This window comes from Roseovarius sp. A46 (assembly GCF_004126395.1).
Taxonomy (GTDB): Bacteria; Pseudomonadota; Alphaproteobacteria; order Rhodobacterales; family Rhodobacteraceae; genus Roseovarius; species Roseovarius nitratireducens.
Genome location: NZ_PVWS01000011.1, coordinates 1 through 15,169, shown reverse-complemented (window position 1 = coordinate 15,169; position 15,169 = coordinate 1). Strand labels below are relative to the sequence as shown.

Here is a 15,169-nt window from a genome sequence, read left to right as displayed (position 1 = left end):
TTCAGGCGCCTTCGGGATTGTCGAGCAGGATGAGCGGGTCGAAATCGTCGGGGAATTCGTCGAGCCATTCCTCGGTCTTGGCGAGTTCCTCGGACTCGTAGGTCTCGGGCTTCCATATCTGGAAGGTGTCACCCGCGGCGATGAAGAACGCCTCGCCCTCGAGGTCGATCTTGCGGCGCAGCTTGGCGGGCAGCACCAGCCGCCCGGTTTCGTCGATGCTGGTGGGAAAGCTTTGGCCGTGGAACAGCCGCTGAAGATGCTTGCGCGCGTTCGAGCCGCGGGGCAGGGCGGCGATCTTGGCATCCACCTCCTGCATCGCCTCGACCGTGTAGCATTCGAGGAAATTGCGGCGGTGGTCGCCGTAGACGATGATGAGCTCGGGGCTGAGGCCGTCGGTCCAGTTGGGGTCGGAGGCCTCTATCACACGGCGATAGAGGGCCGGGATCGATACCCTGCCCTTTCCATCCACCTTGTGGAGGCTCTCGCCCCTGAATATCCGGCCCACTGTCCCGCTGGTCCCTTGTTGCGCCCCCGCGTCCCGAAAACCGCCCCCCGGATACGAAACAGCGGGTTGATCTGCTGCCACTGATCAACCCGCCGCCCTCGTCCCGCCTGAGCGGGGGGTCCGACTGCGCGCGCCACCTGGGGGGATGTCTGCTCGCCCGCGCGCCGGAACTCTTTGTTCGATGAAGCCGGGTGCCTGTATGAAACCTGACTTGGGAGTTCTCCGGAGGTCTTGATGCCTCTCTATGATCCCGTCCTCATCGTGTTTCCTAGATAATATGGGAAATTGTCCCATGGCAATCTTTTTCTGCGTTTCTCTGCATGTTTTGGTGCCCTGTGTGCCCTCTCGGAATAATTTTATGTGCCAATATTCAGGTATTCTTCCCTTCATATAGGCCTCGATTATCAAGATAACGCAACATATGCTACTCATTCGAAACTTCCCATGATTTCCAAGAAAGTTGTGAATCCGGTTTGGAAAATGCTCGGAAACATCGCGATTCCTGATGTTCAACCAGCCTGGGGCGTGGAATCTGATGCGAATCACGCGTGATTTGATTCGATTTTCCGGCCTGCGCTGGCCGCGGTCGTGTTCGCGCCAGATGCAGGCCCACGATTTCCCGTGGGGGCCGTGATGTGCCGGTGAGGTCGGACGGTGTGGGCGGCTGTGCTGTTTCGAATCGCCCGGGGTGGAGGTGGGGTTCGTGGGCCTTGCCCTGACGGTGGGTGGATCGCGCGGAGCGCCGTGATCGATCAGCCGCGCCTTCTAGCCTGCCAGCCCCAATCGCCGCTCGCGGCGCATGACCAGACGGATTGTGACGACGCCCGCGACCCCGGTGGCGAACATCAGCCACAACAGCGGGAATGCCCCGCGTTCGGGCGTCAGCAGCAGCCCCGCCAGCGCCGAGAGCACCGCCCCCAGCCCGATCATCAGCGCGCCCGAAAGGCCGCTTGCCGTGCCGGCGAGGTCGGGCCGGATCGATAGCGCGCCGGCGGTGGCGTTGGGGATCACCATGCCGTTGCCCAGCCCCATGAACATCATCAGCCCGAAGAAGCTGAGCGGCGTGCCGAAGCCCGCGTAGAAGAGCGTGAGGTTGAGCCCGATGCCACCCGCGTTGGACAGTGTCCCCCACAGCACCATCCGGTTGACGCCGATCCGCGTGGAAAAGCGCCCAGAGGCGAAATTGCCGAGGAAATAGCCAACGGCGGGCGCCCCGAACAAAAGCCCCAGAAGCGAGGGCGACAGCCCGAACACCTGGTCGCCGACGAAGGGCGCACCGCCCAGATAGGCAAAGAACGACCCCGAACTGAGCCCCGCCGCCAGCGCGTAGCCCCAGAACCGGTAGGAGGTGAGAAGTGCAGGGTAGTCGCGGAACTGCTGTGCCAGGGTGCGCCCCGAGAGCGGCGCGGTCTCGCCCAGATCGTACCAGCACAGCCAGAACAGCCCGGCGCCCAGAACGAGGAGCGCCCAGAAATTCGCTTGCCAGCCGAACGCCTCGTCGAGCAGTCCGCCGAACGCCGGGCCGATCATCGGCACCACGGCCATGCCCATCGTCACATAGCCGATCATCGAGGCCGCGCGGTCCTGGGGCACCATGTCGCGCACGATGGCGCGCGACAGCACCATCGCCACGACGATGCTGGCCTGCACCATGCGGAAGGCGAGAAAGACCGTGACGGTCGGCGCGAGCAGGCAGCCGACCGTCGCGACGAGGAACAGCCCGACCCCCCATAGCACCACCGGGCGCCGCCCCCAGCGGTCCGAGATCGGCCCCATCAGCAATTGCAGCCCCGCGTTCACCGCGAGATAGAGCGCCACCGAAAGCTGGATCAGCCGATACTCGGTGTCGAAATACGCCACCATTCCGGGCAGGGACGGCAGAAAGATGTTGATCGCCAGCGCCGACAATCCCGCCATCAGGATCAGCGTGACGATATGTGGTGGGGTTGAGCGGTCCAGAAACCGGACCTTGACCTCGGACAGCATGGCGGCACGCTAGGGGTATCGGGTGAAGATGTCCATTTGCATAGGGTGCAAAGCCGGGGTTGATTTGCTGATTTGCAGGTATTCAAGAATTTGTTCGCAGTAATTTGCAAATTTGCGGGATTCCGTTTGGCCCTGTGGCCCCGACTGCGTATGGTGCGCGCCAACGATGGCCGGGGAGGCCCGGTGAGGAAAGGGGACCGCCATGAAAGATATCCTTCAGGAACTCGAAACCCGCCGTGCCGATGCCCGGCTCGGGGGCGGACAGGCGCGCATCGACGCGCAGCACGGGCGCGGCAAGCTTACCGCGCGCGAGCGGATCGAGCTGCTGCTTGACGAGGGCAGCTTCGAGGAATTCGACATGTTCGTGGCACATCGCTGCACCGATTTCGGCATGGAGAAGAACCGCCCCTACGGCGATGGCGTGGTCACCGGCTGGGGCACGATCAACGGCCGGCAGGTCTATGTCTTTAGCCAGGATTTCACCGTGCTGGGCGGCTCGGTCAGCGCCACCCATGCGCAGAAGATTTGCAAGATCATGGACATGGCCATGCAGAACGGTGCGCCGGTCATCGGCATCAACGATTCGGGCGGCGCGCGCATCCAGGAGGGGGTAGACAGTCTCGCGGGGTATGGCGAGGTATTCCAGCGCAATATCGAGGCGTCGGGCGTGATCCCGCAGATCAGCGTCATCATGGGGCCCTGCGCGGGCGGCGCCGTCTATTCCCCCGCGATGACCGATTTCATCTTCATGGTGAAGGACAGCTCTTACATGTTCGTCACCGGCCCCGACGTGGTGCGCACCGTGACCAATGAGCAGGTGACGGCGGAGGAGCTGGGCGGCGCGCTCACCCATACGCGCAAGTCGAGCGTCGCCGACGGGGCCTTCGACAGCGATGTCGAGGCGCTTGCCGAGGTGCGGCGGCTGGTGGATTTCCTGCCGCTGAACAATCGCGAGAAGCCGCCGGTGCGCCCGTTCTTTGACCAGCCGGTGCGTGTCGAGGCGAGCCTCGACACGCTGATCCCCGAGAACCCCAACATGCCCTATGACATGAAGGAGCTGATCCTGAAGATCGCGGACGAGGCGGATTTCTACGAGATCCAGGAGGAATTCGCCAAGAACATGATCACCGGATTCATCCGGCTGGAGGGGCAGACCGTGGGTGTGGTGGCCAACCAGCCGATGGTGCTGGCGGGGTGTCTCGATATCGACAGCAGCCGCAAGGCGGCGCGGTTCGTGCGGTTCTGTGACTGTTTCGAGATCCCGATCCTGACGCTGGTGGACGTGCCCGGCTTCCTGCCCGGCACGGGGCAGGAATACGGCGGGGTGATCAAGCATGGCGCCAAGCTGCTCTTTGCCTATGGCGAGGCGACGGTGCCCAAGGTCACGGTGATCACCCGCAAGGCCTATGGCGGGGCCTATGACGTGATGTCGTCAAAGCATTTGCGCGGCGATTTCAACTATGCTTGGCCGACGGCAGAGATTGCGGTGATGGGCGCCAAGGGCGCGACCGAGATCATCTATCGCTCCGATCTCAAGGACCCCGAGAAGATCGCGGCGCATACCGAGAGCTACGAGGACCGGTTCGCCAATCCGTTTGTCGCCGCCGAGCGCGGCTTTATCGACGAGGTGATCCAGCCGCGCAGCACGCGGATGCGCGTGAGCCGGGCGTTCGCGTCGTTGCGCAACAAGAAGATCGCGCTGCCCTGGAAGAAGCACGACAACATCCCGTTGTGAGGGCTGGGGGCGCTGCCCCCGCCAGGGTATCCGAACCAAGAAGAAGCAAGGACAGACGCAGGACATGGCCCGCGACCAATGGCATCTGACCCACGAGGAGGACGGCGCGCTGACGCTGGCGCGGCGGCTGCCCGTGCGCTTCGATCTGGCGGTCGAGGGGCGGGTGCCAGAGGCATCGCGCGCCCGTGTCGCGCACCGGTTGCGGCAGGACATGTGGCGGGCGCTGCGGCACTTGCGCGGCTTTGCCCCCGTGGTGCGTGTGTGGCGCGTGCCAGGCGGCCTGCATGTACGGGCGGGCGGCACGGTGGCGGGCCGGTTCGCGCGGGCAGAAGCGGAGGCGCGGATCGCCGCGCTGTTCCAGGATCCGGCGCGCGTGGCGCGCTGGACGGGGGCGGGCGGATGAGGCCGCTGGCGGGCATGGCCGCGAGCGTGCTGCTGGCGCAGGCCCCCGCAGCCGCGGCGCAGGAGGAGGCGCTGCGGCTGCCCTCGGGGCTGGAGGCGCGGTTCTTCGAGGTGCTGACCAACCGGCCCTCTGGCGGCGGGCTGATCTATCGGTTTCGCTATGTCGCCGACGGGTTCACAGCCGGGGCGGAGCGGTTCGATGCCATCTCCGGCGATCTTGTGTGGCTGTGCGAGACGCATGCGCTGCCCCGGATTTCGAATATCGGCCCGCAGCCCGGGCAGGTGGTTGTTTCGCTGGCCGACCGCGAGTCGGAATTCGGCGTCTACGACGAGACGGTCACGCAGGTCTTCGAGGCCTACCGGATCGAGGATGACCGTTGTACATGGGAGATGTTCTGATGCCGTCGCGATATCGCTCAAGCAAATGGACCGGCCTTTGGCGAGGTGCGTCTTTGGGGACACATGCGCGTGGGATCGCGCATTCAATGTATTCAAATCGCTCGATTTCCGCTAGCGTTGTCCCAGGTTGCGCCCAAGCGACCTTTACCTCGCCAACGTGGCGGGTTTCGGCATTGTGCCCGAACGCGCCATCAACCGAAGACACGAGAGACAGGAGTATTACATGTCCAAGACCCTCAAGAGCGTTCTCGCCCTTGGCTTCGTTGCCGTCGTCGCCGCGTGCGCACAGCCGGCCGAGGAAGAATTCGTCGTGGTCGAGCCGGTCACGACCGAGCCGGAGCAGACCGGCAAGTACAAGTAAGCCCTTCGGGCTGACGGCGGGACGGGCGGTATCGTCCGTCCCGCCACACCTGCCAAACGTGCCGCACCTCTGCGTCTTTGGAGGTGCAACATGTTGAAACATCGCGGTTTTCCGGGACGTCTTGCAGGTACAGACTACCAGTTCACAATCAGGCGGGGCAACCCGCGCGGGATCACGCCGCTTATCGCGCGCGAGCGCTATCGTGACCGCAAGCCAATCGACAGGCGTGCAGATACCGAGTTCCTGCGCGCCATCTGGGAGCATTTCGGCGACCAGCCCTTTGAGCGGGGCAACCTCGATGCCGGGCGGCTGAGCTGGCTGCTGGGGCGCGAAATCAAGCCCGCAGAGGACCCGTTCGATCCGAAAAGCTACGAGGCGTTGCTGGTGCTCGACCTGGGCGTTGCCCGGCAGAGCTTTCCCGAGGTGTTCGACGGTGGGGATGCGCCATGAGTCGGGCCGGGATCGGCGGAGTTTTGCGCAGCCGGGCCGGTTTCCGGCGGTCGCATGCCGAATGCGGGGCGCGTGTGATGCGGGGCTTGGCCCGGGCCCCCGTCGCTGACAGTCTTTTTGGAGCCATGGATCGTCTTTCCCCGAGCGCGCCATTTCGGCGCTTGGTCCATGGTGTCCCCTCTTGCGGGCAGTCCGGTGCCAGTTCGGGCGCCGGGCTGCCCCTTTTTGCGGGTGCAGGTGCCCGTGGCTCAGAAGCTGAACTGAACCGAGGTTTGCAGGCGCGTGGCGTCCTCCGAGGCGCCGCTGACAAGCTCGCGCTCGACCCAGCTCAGTTCTGCGCCGACGGTCATGCGATCGACCGGCCTGTAGAAGATCGACGCGTGCACCGTCTGGTGCTGGTCGCTGTCGGTGGGCGCGAAAGTGTCCTCGACCGAGTAGAAGCCGTAAGACAGCCCCGCCGTCACCTTGTCGGAGAAGTCGTGCGACACCTGCGCGGTGGCGCCGTAGGACTCGATGGTGTTGAGCCGTCCGGTGGCATCGACGAACGCATCCTGCCCGGCGCCGTCGATGATGTACCGGCCCACGCCGTCGCCATAGGTGAACGAGCCGACGATCCGGCCGCCCGCCCAGAGCGGTGCGCCGCCGGCGATGTTGATGCCCCAGCCGGTATCGCTGTCGCCGCCCATCTGGCGCGGGGCTTCGAGGTCGCGCAGTACCAACGCCCCGCGCAGGAGGGTGTCATCCTGCTGCCACTTGGCCGCGAGTACGAGGTCGGGCGACTGGTCGAAATCCGAGTTGTTGCCCGAGAAGGCACCGCCGATGGTCTCGCCGATGGGCACGGTCGCACCGCCGACCACACCGCGACCGGAGAATTCGCCGTTCTCGAGCGCGACAGAGACATCGAGCCCCTCGCCCGCCGGGAAGGTGTAGCGAAGCTGCGCCTGCCGGATGAAGGGAATGCCCGACGGGCCCTGGAAATCGACGGTCGAGGGGTAGGCCTCGATCGGCATGAACGTGGTCCAGGTCTGGCCCGTGGTCCAGCCGTTCCAGCGACCATAGGCGTGGCGCAGGCGCGGGCGGTGCGAGTTGGTTTGCACATCGTTGCCGCGCGTGCCGAAGAAGTCGATCTCGACAAAGGTGGTGAGCGGCCCCTTGTCGGTCTGGGTATCGGTGCGGAAGTTGAGGCGCGTCTGGCGCACATGGGCGTCGAAGCCGCCGCCATCGGGCGCGCCGATCGCGAGGCCGGGGACGAAGGTGGTGTCACCCTGCCCCTGATCGAAATCGTAGATCAAGTCGAGCTTGGTGTAGCCGCCGAAGGTGAGTGTCGTGCCCGCGGGCAGGTTGACGTGCCCGCGATCCTCGAGTTCGTTCACACGTTCGGTCAGCGCGCGCACCTGTTGCTTGAGTTCCGCGTCGCTCTCGGCGAACGCGGGGGCGGCATGGATTGCCACCAGCAGCGCGGATGGCGCAAGGGCCATTGCGACGTGTCGTTTCATGGGGTGGTCTCCTCCCGGTTGTGGTGTCAGGCGGGCACGCTGCGCGCCCCGCAGGCCGCGTCGCACAGGCGGCCTGTCCCACAATGCCAAGCCGTTTGGTCACGTGCCCCTCACGTCAAGGTGATCTACGAAAATGTGTAAGCACTTGAAAAAAATTGATAATAAATCTTTCGTTACAAATCCGTTATCGGAATGTGACACTGTCTGCGCGCCCCGCCGCGCGGGCTGGAACCGCTAGAGGAAGGGACGAGGAATGTTCAAGAAAATCCTGATCGCGAACCGGGGAGAGATCGCCTGTCGGGTGATAAAGACCGCGCGCAAGATGGGGATCGCCACCGTCGCGATCCATTCCGATGCCGACGCGCAGGCGCTGCATGTGCAGATGGCCGACGAGGCCGTGCATATCGGTCCCTCGCCCGCCAACGAGAGCTATATCGTCATCGACAAGGTGATGGACGCGATTCGCAAGACCGGCGCCGAGGCGGTGCATCCGGGCTATGGCTTCCTGTCGGAAAACCCCAAGTTCGCCAAGGCGCTGGAGGCCGAGGGTGTGGCGTTTGTCGGCCCGCCGGTGCGCGCGATAGAGGCGATGGGCGACAAGATCACCTCCAAGAAGATCGCGCAGGAGGCGGAGGTGAGCACCGTGCCCGGCGTGATGGGCCTGATCGAGGACGCCGACGAGGCGGTGAAGATTTCCGGCGAGATCGGCTATCCGGTGATGATCAAGGCGAGCGCGGGCGGCGGCGGCAAGGGCATGCGCATCGCGTGGAATGACGAGGAGGCGCGCGAGGGCTTTCAAAGTTCGAAGAACGAGGCGGCCAGCAGTTTCGGCGACGACCGCATCTTTATCGAGAAGTTCGTCACCCAGCCGCGCCACATCGAGATACAGGTGCTGTGCGACGCTCATGGCAACGGCATCTACCTGGGCGAGCGCGAGTGCTCGATCCAGCGCCGGAACCAGAAGGTGATCGAGGAGGCGCCGAGCCCGTTCCTCGACGAAGAGACCCGCCGCGCGATGGGCGAGCAGGCGGTCGCATTGGCCCATGCCGTGGGCTATGCCAGTGCCGGGACGGTGGAATTCATCGTCGATGGCGCGCGAAATTTCTATTTTCTCGAAATGAACACGCGCCTGCAGGTGGAGCATCCGGTGACCGAGCTTGTCACCGGTGTGGACCTCGTCGAGCAGATGATCCGCGTCGCGGCGGGCGAGAAGCTGTCGATCACGCAGGACGACGTGACGCTCAAGGGCTGGGCGATGGAGAGCCGCCTTTATGCCGAGGACCCCTATCGCGGCTTCCTGCCCTCGATCGGGCGGCTCACGCGCTATCGCCCGCCGCAGGAAATCGCCGCCGGGCCGCTGCTGGACTCGGCCAAATGGCAGGGCGAGGCGCCCGCCGGCGAGACGGCGGTGCGTAACGATACCGGCGTCTACGAGGGCGGCGAGATCAGCATGTATTACGACCCGATGATCGCCAAGTTGTGCACATGGGCCCCGGACCGTGCGCAGGCGATCGAGGCGATGCGCGTGGCGCTCGACAGTTTCGAGGTCGAGGGGATCGGGCACAACCTGCCATTCCTCAGCGCGGTGATGGATCATGCGAAATTCGTCTCGGGCGACATCACCACCGCGTTTATCGCCGAGGAATATCCCGACGGCTTCGACGGGGTTGAGTTGCCCGAGGGCGTGCTGCGCCGGATCGCGGCGAGCACGGCGGCGATGCACCGGGTGGCGGAAATCCGGCGCACGCGCATCTCGGGGCGGATGGACAACCACGAGCGCCACGTCGGCGAGGACTGGGTGGTGAGCCTTCAGGGCGAGAGCTATCCGGTCACCGTTTCCGCGGACCGGGAGGGCGCGAGCGTGCGCTTCGAGGATGGTGCCATCCTGCGCGTCACAAGTGACTGGACGCCCGGCGATCAACTCGCGCGGCTTGACGTGGACGGCAGGCCGCTGGTGCTCAAGGTCGGCAAGATCACGCAGGGATTCCGTATCCGGAGCCGCGGGGCCGATCTCAAGGTCAATATCCGCACGCCGCGGCAGGCGGAACTGGCAGCGTTAATGCCCGAGAAACTTCCGCCTGATACGTCGCGGATGCTGCTCTGCCCGATGCCCGGCATGATCGTGAAGGTCCACGTGGCCGAGGGTGACGAGGTGCAGGAGGGGCAGGCGCTGTGCACCGTGGAGGCGATGAAGATGGAGAACATCCTGCGCGCCGAACGCAAGGCCGTGGTTTCATGCGTCAACGCCGCGCCCGGCGACAGCCTCGCGGTGGACGAGGTCATCATGGAGTTCGAGTGAGAGGATGACCCGCGCCCCGCGCCATAATCCCGTGCCGGTGGCCTGTCTTGCCGCGCTCGTCATCCTCGCCGCCTGTCAGCGCGAGCAGGAGGCGGCGCAGCGGGTGTGGCTGGGGCAGTGGTTCGCGCTGTGCGAGACGCTGTCCTTCGTGGCAAGGCGGGACTGTGCCGTGGGGCTCTACTCTGTGGTGAACGCAGAGGTGAAATCGGCCCTGCCGGTTACCCGTGACGTGGCGCAGATGCGCCGCGAGATCGCGGGACGGGGGGCGGCGGCGCTCGATCTGCCGGGGCAGGCGGCGGATGCGGCTCTGGTGGCGATGGCCAACCACCACCGCGAAACCGGCATGGCGATGCGCCGTGCCGGGATCGAGGCGCGGGCCTGCATGGACGCGCGCAGCGAGAGCGTGTTTCGCCATGCGCTCGATGACGGAGAGACGGTATTGGCCTGGGACGGGGCGCGCCGCGCGCTCCTGCTGATGATGCCGGGCGAGGGGCTGCTCGTCGTGGCGATGGGGGAGGGCTGAGCGATGGTGCGCGCTCAGCTTCCCCCTGCCGTTCCCTCGCGCATCTCGCGCTGGCGCGCCGGCAGCTTGTCGATGGAGCGCACGATCTCTCGCACCTGCCACGGCGCGGGCTTGCGCAGGTATATCTCTCCGTCCTTGCCCACGAGCACGAGGTTGAAGCCGCGCGGCCGCAGCTTCTGCCGCCATTCCGAGCGCGCCGGGGGGTCGGTGTCAGTGATCACCACCACGTCGCGCACGGCGAGCGCGTCGATCCGGTCGGTGATGTATCCCATCTGCTCGGCATATCGCGGATCCGCGGGGGTGTCGGCAAACACCACGAGCGGTCGCTTGATCCAGAGCAATTCGTCCGGTGTGACCTCTTCGGCGGGGACGATCAGGGACGTGTCGGTCTCCGGCGCAGTGTCTTGTGCGTCGGCGGGGGCCGCTGCGAAGGCAAGCAAAACAAGGGCGAGTAACGGTTTCATGCGATCTCCTGTCCGGCAAGATATAGGCGGATCGCGCCGGATTGCGAAGCCCGTTTGGCCGCATTGGGAAAAAACGACGCGGTTAATCCCGCGCTCACGTGTTGGTGGCATCCTGTGGCCCGACGCCGGGCAGCAAGGGACGCGCGCGATCATGGATATCATTCTTCACCTCGGAGCCCACCGCACCGCCACCACGAGCCTTCAACGCCATGCGCAGGCGCAGACAGCCGCGCTGGCCACGCACGGGCTGGCGTTCTGGGGGCCGCCGGTCACCCGCGACGGGCTGCTGGCCGGGGTAATTCCGGCGCCGGGTGACCATTCCGACGCGGCGCGGGCCGCGCGCGCCCGGGGGCGGATTGCTCTGCGTGTCGCGCGGGCGCGCGAGGCGGGCGTAACGCGGCTCGTGGTCAGCGACGAGAACATGATCGGCGCGCCGCGCACCTGCCTGCGGCGTCACCGGCTCTATCCCGGGGCGGGCGAGCGCATGGCGCGCCTTGGCGATGCCTTCGGCGGGCGGATCACCCGCGCCGTGCTGTCGATCCGGGCGCAGGACGCGTGGTGGGCCTCGGTTCTGGCCTATGCGGTGGCGCGTGGCCACCGGCTGCCCTCGGCGGGGGATCTCGACCGGCTGGTGACGGGAGGTCGGCAATGGCGCGATGTCATCGCGGACGTGGCCTGCGCGCTGCCGGGTGTCGAGATCGTGATCCTGCCGCACGAGCAATTCGCTGATCGCCCTGCCGCGCGTCTGGCGCTGATGACGGGCGAGGCCGACACCGGACATGGGCACGAGGCCGCCGCATGGCTGGGCCGCGCGCCCGACCTGCCCGCGCTGCGCCGCGCCGTGGAGCGCCGGGGCGGCGATGCCGCGCGCCTGCCGGACGGCATCGGGCGCTGGTACCCGTTCGGTGCGGCGCAGGCCGCCGCACTGAAAGAGGCTTATGACGACGATCTGTTCTGGCTGCGCACCGGGGCGGACGGGCTGGCACGACTGGCCGGGGAAACCGGACCGTTGAACGCGGAGATACAGCCGCGCGACGGTCATCCGACAAGAGGACAAGACGATGGCATCGAAGAAAGACACCTGGCGTGAACTGGCTGAGGCGGAACTGAAGGGCCGCCCGCTTGAAGACCTGACCTGGCAGACGCTGGAGGGGATCGCGGTAGAGCCGCTCTACACCGAGGAGGATGTCGAGGGGCTGCCGCACATGGGCAGCATCCCCGGGCAGGCGCCCTTTACCCGCGGCGTCAAGGCGACGATGTATGCCGGCCGCCCCTGGACGATCCGGCAATATGCCGGGTTTTCCACGGCGGAGGAATCGAACGCCTTCTACCGCCGCAACCTGGCCGCCGGGCAGCAGGGGGTTTCGGTCGCCTTCGATCTCGCCACCCATCGCGGCTATGACAGCGATCATCCGCGTGTCGAGGGCGATGTGGGCAAGGCGGGCGTGGCCATCGACTCGGTCGAGGATATGAAGGTCCTGTTCGATGGCATTCCGCTCGACAAGGTCAGCGTGTCCATGACGATGAACGGCGCGGTGATCCCGGTTCTGGCCAGTTTCATCGTCGCGGGCGAGGAGCAGGGGCACGACAAGGCGCTACTCTCGGGCACCATTCAGAACGACATTCTGAAGGAATTCATGGTGCGCAACACCTATATCTACCCGCCTGCGCCCTCGATGCGGATCGTGTCGGACATCATCGGCTACACCGCCGAGCACATGCCGCGATTCAACTCGATCTCGATCTCGGGCTACCACATGCAGGAGGCGGGCGCGAACCTGGTGCAGGAGCTGGCCTATACGCTGGCCGATGGACGCGAATACGTGAAGGCGGCGATCGAGGCGGGGATGGATGTGGACCGCTTTGCACCGCGGCTGTCGTTCTTCTTTGCCATCGGCATGAATTTCTTCATGGAGGCCGCGAAGCTGCGCGCCGCGCGGCTGCTGTGGCATCGGATCATGACGGAATTCGGCGCGAAATCCGAGAAATCCAAGGTGCTTCGCACCCATTGCCAGACCTCCGGTGTCAGCCTGCAGGAGCAGGACCCGTACAATAACGTAATCCGCACCGCCTATGAGGCGATGAGCGCGGTTCTCGGCGGCACGCAAAGCTTGCATACCAACGCCCTCGACGAGGCGATTGCACTGCCCACGGATTTCAGTGCCCGGATCGCGCGCAATACGCAGTTGATCTTGCAGGAAGAGACGGGCGTGACCAATGTGGTCGATCCGCTGGCGGGCTCTTACTACGTCGAGAAGCTGACCCATGACCTGGCTGAAAAGGCGTGGGAGCTGATCGAGGAGGTCGAGGAGATGGGCGGCATGACCCGCGCGGTCGAGAGCGGTATGCCAAAGCTTCGCATCGAGGAGACGGCGGCCACGCGGCAGGCGATGATCGACCGGGGAGACGAGGTGATCGTCGGCGTCAACAAGTATCGCAAGGAGAAAGAAGACCCGATCGACATTCTCGATGTCGACAACGTCAAGGTGCGCGACAGCCAGATCAAGGCGTTGGAGCGCATCCGCGCCAGCCGCGACCAGGTGGCCTGTGATGCGGCACTCGATGAGCTCACGCGCCGCGCGGTCGAGGGCGGAAACCTGTTGGAGGCGGCGGTCGAGGCCGCGCGCGCACGCGCCACTGTAGGGGAAATCAGCATGGCACTGGAAAAGGAATTCGGTCGGCACCGCGCCGAGGTACGGACGCTCGCGGGCGTCTATGGCGCGGCCTACGAGGGCGATGCGGGGTTCGCCGCGATCCAGCGCGATGTCGAGAAATTCGCCGAGGACGAGGGCCGGCGGCCGCGCATGCTGGTGGTCAAGATGGGACAGGACGGGCACGACCGCGGAGCCAAGGTGATCGCCACGGCGTTTGCCGATATCGGCTTTGACGTGGATGTGGGGCCGCTCTTCCAGACGCCGGAGGAGGCGGCGCAGGATGCCATCGACAACGATGTGCATGTGGTCGGAATCTCTAGCCAGGCAGCGGGGCACAAGACGCTGGCGCCCAAGCTGATCGAGGCGCTGCGCGCGCGCGATGCGGGCGACATCATCGTGATCTGCGGCGGGGTCATCCCGCAGCAGGATTACGAGTTCCTGCAAAAGGCGGGGGTCAAGGCGATCTTTGGGCCCGGCACCAACATCCCCGATGCAGCGCGCGATATCCTCGATCTCATCCGCGCGGCGCGCGGCTGAGGCGGGGTGTCGGAACGGGGATAAGGATCAGCGGTCGGAGGGGTGGTTGACGCCGTCCTCCCACGGGATGGGGTCGAAATCGCGCGGGTTCACCCCCTCGATCGCGCCGAGATTGACGCCGTATTCGTTTGGATTCGATCGGCGCCGGTGATGGGTGTAGATGCCGCAGCGGCTGCAGAACCAGTGCTGCGCCGTGCCGGTGCCCCACCGGTAGAGTGTCAGCGCCGCGGCCCCCCTGACGATCTCCAGATCGTCCAGCGCGACGCTGATCGTGGCCGGCCCGCGCCGCCGGCAGAAGCTGCAGTCGCAGCGATGCGCATCGCCGAGGCCCGGGTTGAGCGGGCGCAGGCGCAGCTCGACCGCGCCGCAATGGCAGGTGGCCTTGAGCGGGGCGGTCATCGGCGTCTCCCGACGCGCGGTATGGGCGTGCGGCGAAAGCGGTAGAGTGTCTCGGGGTTGGGCGGCACCCCGTCATGGAGCGCCCAGAACCGCGGCCCGCCCAGCCGCAGGAACACCGGCAGTGTCAGGATTATACCAGCGACGAAGCCGCCGGCATGGGCCCAGTAGGCCACGCCGCCCATGTCCGGATCGCTGCCCAGCCCCGCGACCACCTGGATGGCGAACCACAGCAGCAGCACCAGCGCCGCCGGGATCGTGATGATGCGCACGAAGAAGATGATGATGATCAGGATATCGACCCGCGCGCGCGGAAACAGCAGCATGTAGCCCCCCATAACCCCCGCGATCGCCCCAGATGCGCCCACCGTCGGCACCATCGAGCCCGGTGCGCCCATTACCTGCGTGGCCCCAGCCGCCAGTCCCGAGGCGAGGTAGAAGGCGAGGAAGGGCAGGTGGCCCATCCGGTCCTCGAGATTGTCGCCGAATATCCACAGGAACAGCATGTTGCCCGCGAGATGAATCAGCCCACCGTGCAGGAACATCGAGGTGAACAGCCCCGCATACTCGCCCCGTGCCGTAACCAGGGCCGGGATCATCGCCCAGTCGCGAAAGAACAGACTGAGCGCGCGCTCGTCCGAGAAGAGCTGCCAGTAGCTCAGGAACACGACCACGTTGAGCGCGATGAGCGCCCAGGTGACATAAGGGGTCGAGCCCGACGGGTTGTGATCGCGGATCGGGAACATGGGCGAAAGCTAGCGCGCTTTGCCCGGCTGGGAAAGCTGGGGCACCGCTTTCTTGAAAAGAAAGCGGTGCGAAATCTTTTGAGAGACCACAGCGAAACGCCTCGTTTGAGCGGTGAGGTGGGATTTGTTTCCCCCGGGATGGTTTTGGGCCGGTTGTTAGGCTTCGGTGGTGGCCTTGACTGGCAGGTGAGATTGGTGAGGGAGCCGGGTTATCAG

At 65.6% G+C, this 15,169-nt stretch carries 15 protein-coding genes; 9 read left to right on the top strand and 6 right to left on the bottom strand.

The features are described from left to right. Position 1: 1 nt before the first annotated feature. Entirely contained in the window at positions 2 to 505 is a 504-nt protein-coding gene (gene mraZ, locus C6W92_RS07645; RefSeq protein WP_129432415.1) for a division/cell wall cluster transcriptional repressor MraZ, read from the bottom strand. Positions 506 to 1,270: 765 nt separating this feature from the next. Continuing rightward, positions 1,271 to 2,491, bottom strand: a complete 1,221-nt coding sequence (locus C6W92_RS07640; protein ID WP_129432414.1) for a multidrug effflux MFS transporter — start codon at positions 2,489 to 2,491, stop codon at positions 1,271 to 1,273. A gap of 202 nt (positions 2,492 to 2,693) precedes the next feature. Between C6W92_RS07640 and C6W92_RS07635 the strand changes: the two genes are divergently transcribed. The 5 genes from C6W92_RS07635 to C6W92_RS07620 all read left to right on the top strand — a co-directional run bounded on the left by C6W92_RS07635 (position 2,694) and on the right by C6W92_RS07620 (position 5,838). After that, positions 2,694 to 4,226: an acyl-CoA carboxylase subunit beta gene (locus tag C6W92_RS07635; RefSeq protein ID WP_129432413.1), complete on the top strand. Its 1,533-nt coding sequence runs from the start codon at positions 2,694 to 2,696 to the stop codon at positions 4,224 to 4,226. Positions 4,227 to 4,290: 64 nt separating this feature from the next. After that, positions 4,291 to 4,629 carry a hypothetical protein gene (locus C6W92_RS07630; protein WP_129432412.1) on the top strand — a complete coding sequence of 113 codons (339 nt, stop codon included), beginning with the start codon at positions 4,291 to 4,293 and terminating at the stop codon, positions 4,627 to 4,629. Beyond that, on the top strand, positions 4,626 to 5,027 hold the full coding sequence (locus tag C6W92_RS07625; protein WP_241691100.1) for a DUF6497 family protein: 402 nt from the start codon (positions 4,626 to 4,628) through the stop codon (positions 5,025 to 5,027). Before C6W92_RS07630 ends, C6W92_RS07625 begins: the two co-directional genes overlap by 4 nt. Before the next feature lie 223 nt (positions 5,028 to 5,250). Beyond that, on the top strand, positions 5,251 to 5,388 hold the full coding sequence (locus tag C6W92_RS17630) for a hypothetical protein (protein WP_164989188.1): 138 nt from the start codon (positions 5,251 to 5,253) through the stop codon (positions 5,386 to 5,388). 90 nt (positions 5,389 to 5,478) lie between these two features. Next, positions 5,479 to 5,838, top strand: coding sequence for a hypothetical protein (locus tag C6W92_RS07620; RefSeq protein ID WP_104019296.1), 360 nt, complete (start codon positions 5,479 to 5,481; stop codon positions 5,836 to 5,838). A 248-nt stretch (positions 5,839 to 6,086) separates the two neighbouring features. Here C6W92_RS07620 and C6W92_RS07615 read toward each other — a convergent pair whose 3' ends face one another. Then, positions 6,087 to 7,334: a DcaP family trimeric outer membrane transporter gene (locus C6W92_RS07615; RefSeq protein WP_129432411.1), complete on the bottom strand. Its 1,248-nt coding sequence runs from the start codon at positions 7,332 to 7,334 to the stop codon at positions 6,087 to 6,089. Between the two features lie 253 nt (positions 7,335 to 7,587). Between C6W92_RS07615 and C6W92_RS07610 the strand changes: the two genes are divergently transcribed. Both C6W92_RS07610 and C6W92_RS07605 read left to right on the top strand, forming a co-directional pair. Continuing rightward, positions 7,588 to 9,633, top strand: a complete 2,046-nt coding sequence (locus C6W92_RS07610; protein WP_129432410.1) for an acetyl/propionyl/methylcrotonyl-CoA carboxylase subunit alpha — start codon at positions 7,588 to 7,590, stop codon at positions 9,631 to 9,633. Between the two features lie 4 nt (positions 9,634 to 9,637). Continuing rightward, positions 9,638 to 10,156 (top strand): hypothetical protein, encoded by a 519-nt coding sequence (locus C6W92_RS07605; protein ID WP_129432409.1) that lies wholly within the window; start codon positions 9,638 to 9,640, stop codon positions 10,154 to 10,156. Between the two features lie 14 nt (positions 10,157 to 10,170). Here C6W92_RS07605 and C6W92_RS07600 read toward each other — a convergent pair whose 3' ends face one another. Beyond that, positions 10,171 to 10,620: a DUF4174 domain-containing protein gene (locus C6W92_RS07600; RefSeq protein ID WP_129432408.1), complete on the bottom strand. Its 450-nt coding sequence runs from the start codon at positions 10,618 to 10,620 to the stop codon at positions 10,171 to 10,173. 151 nt (positions 10,621 to 10,771) lie between these two features. On the opposite strand from C6W92_RS07600, the gene C6W92_RS07595 reads away from it, so the two are divergent. Together C6W92_RS07595 and scpA are read left to right on the top strand one after the other, a co-directional pair. Then, positions 10,772 to 11,710 carry a hypothetical protein gene (locus tag C6W92_RS07595; RefSeq protein WP_129432407.1) on the top strand — a complete coding sequence of 313 codons (939 nt, stop codon included), beginning with the start codon at positions 10,772 to 10,774 and terminating at the stop codon, positions 11,708 to 11,710. Further along, on the top strand, positions 11,682 to 13,811 hold the full coding sequence (gene scpA / locus C6W92_RS07590; protein WP_129432406.1) for a methylmalonyl-CoA mutase: 2,130 nt from the start codon (positions 11,682 to 11,684) through the stop codon (positions 13,809 to 13,811). Before C6W92_RS07595 ends, scpA begins: the two co-directional genes overlap by 29 nt. Positions 13,812 to 13,838: 27 nt before the next feature. Here scpA and C6W92_RS07585 read toward each other — a convergent pair whose 3' ends face one another. Then, a complete protein-coding gene (locus C6W92_RS07585; RefSeq protein WP_129432405.1) occupies positions 13,839 to 14,210 on the bottom strand; it encodes a GFA family protein in 372 nt (123 codons plus the stop codon). After that, the gene (locus C6W92_RS07580; RefSeq protein ID WP_129432404.1) at positions 14,207 to 14,953 is read right to left on the bottom strand and encodes a rhomboid family intramembrane serine protease; all 747 of its coding nucleotides are present in this window, start codon (positions 14,951 to 14,953) and stop codon (positions 14,207 to 14,209) included. Before C6W92_RS07580 ends, C6W92_RS07585 begins: the two co-directional genes overlap by 4 nt. Positions 14,954 to 15,169 lie beyond the last annotated feature (216 nt).

Excerpts from the sequence above, each read along its gene's own strand:
- C6W92_RS07595 (WP_129432407.1), top strand. The coding sequence starts at position 10,772 with ATGGATATCATTCTTCACCTCGGAGCCCACCGCACCGCCACCACGAGC.
- C6W92_RS07635 (WP_129432413.1), top strand. The coding sequence starts at position 2,694 with ATGAAAGATATCCTTCAGGAACTCGAAACCCGCCGTGCCGATGCCCGG.
- C6W92_RS07625 (WP_241691100.1), top strand. The coding sequence starts at position 4,626 with ATGAGGCCGCTGGCGGGCATGGCCGCGAGCGTGCTGCTGGCGCAGGCC.
- C6W92_RS07640 (WP_129432414.1), bottom strand. The coding sequence starts at position 2,491 with ATGCTGTCCGAGGTCAAGGTCCGGTTTCTGGACCGCTCAACCCCACCA.
- C6W92_RS07620 (WP_104019296.1), top strand. The coding sequence starts at position 5,479 with ATGTTGAAACATCGCGGTTTTCCGGGACGTCTTGCAGGTACAGACTAC.
- C6W92_RS07580 (WP_129432404.1), bottom strand. The coding sequence starts at position 14,953 with ATGTTCCCGATCCGCGATCACAACCCGTCGGGCTCGACCCCTTATGTC.
- C6W92_RS07630 (WP_129432412.1), top strand. The coding sequence starts at position 4,291 with ATGGCCCGCGACCAATGGCATCTGACCCACGAGGAGGACGGCGCGCTG.
- C6W92_RS07585 (WP_129432405.1), bottom strand. The coding sequence starts at position 14,210 with ATGACCGCCCCGCTCAAGGCCACCTGCCATTGCGGCGCGGTCGAGCTG.
- C6W92_RS07615 (WP_129432411.1), bottom strand. The coding sequence starts at position 7,334 with ATGAAACGACACGTCGCAATGGCCCTTGCGCCATCCGCGCTGCTGGTG.
- C6W92_RS07605 (WP_129432409.1), top strand. The coding sequence starts at position 9,638 with ATGACCCGCGCCCCGCGCCATAATCCCGTGCCGGTGGCCTGTCTTGCC.
- scpA (WP_129432406.1), top strand. The coding sequence starts at position 11,682 with ATGGCATCGAAGAAAGACACCTGGCGTGAACTGGCTGAGGCGGAACTG.
- C6W92_RS17630 (WP_164989188.1), top strand. The coding sequence starts at position 5,251 with ATGTCCAAGACCCTCAAGAGCGTTCTCGCCCTTGGCTTCGTTGCCGTC.
- C6W92_RS07600 (WP_129432408.1), bottom strand. The coding sequence starts at position 10,620 with ATGAAACCGTTACTCGCCCTTGTTTTGCTTGCCTTCGCAGCGGCCCCC.
- C6W92_RS07610 (WP_129432410.1), top strand. The coding sequence starts at position 7,588 with ATGTTCAAGAAAATCCTGATCGCGAACCGGGGAGAGATCGCCTGTCGG.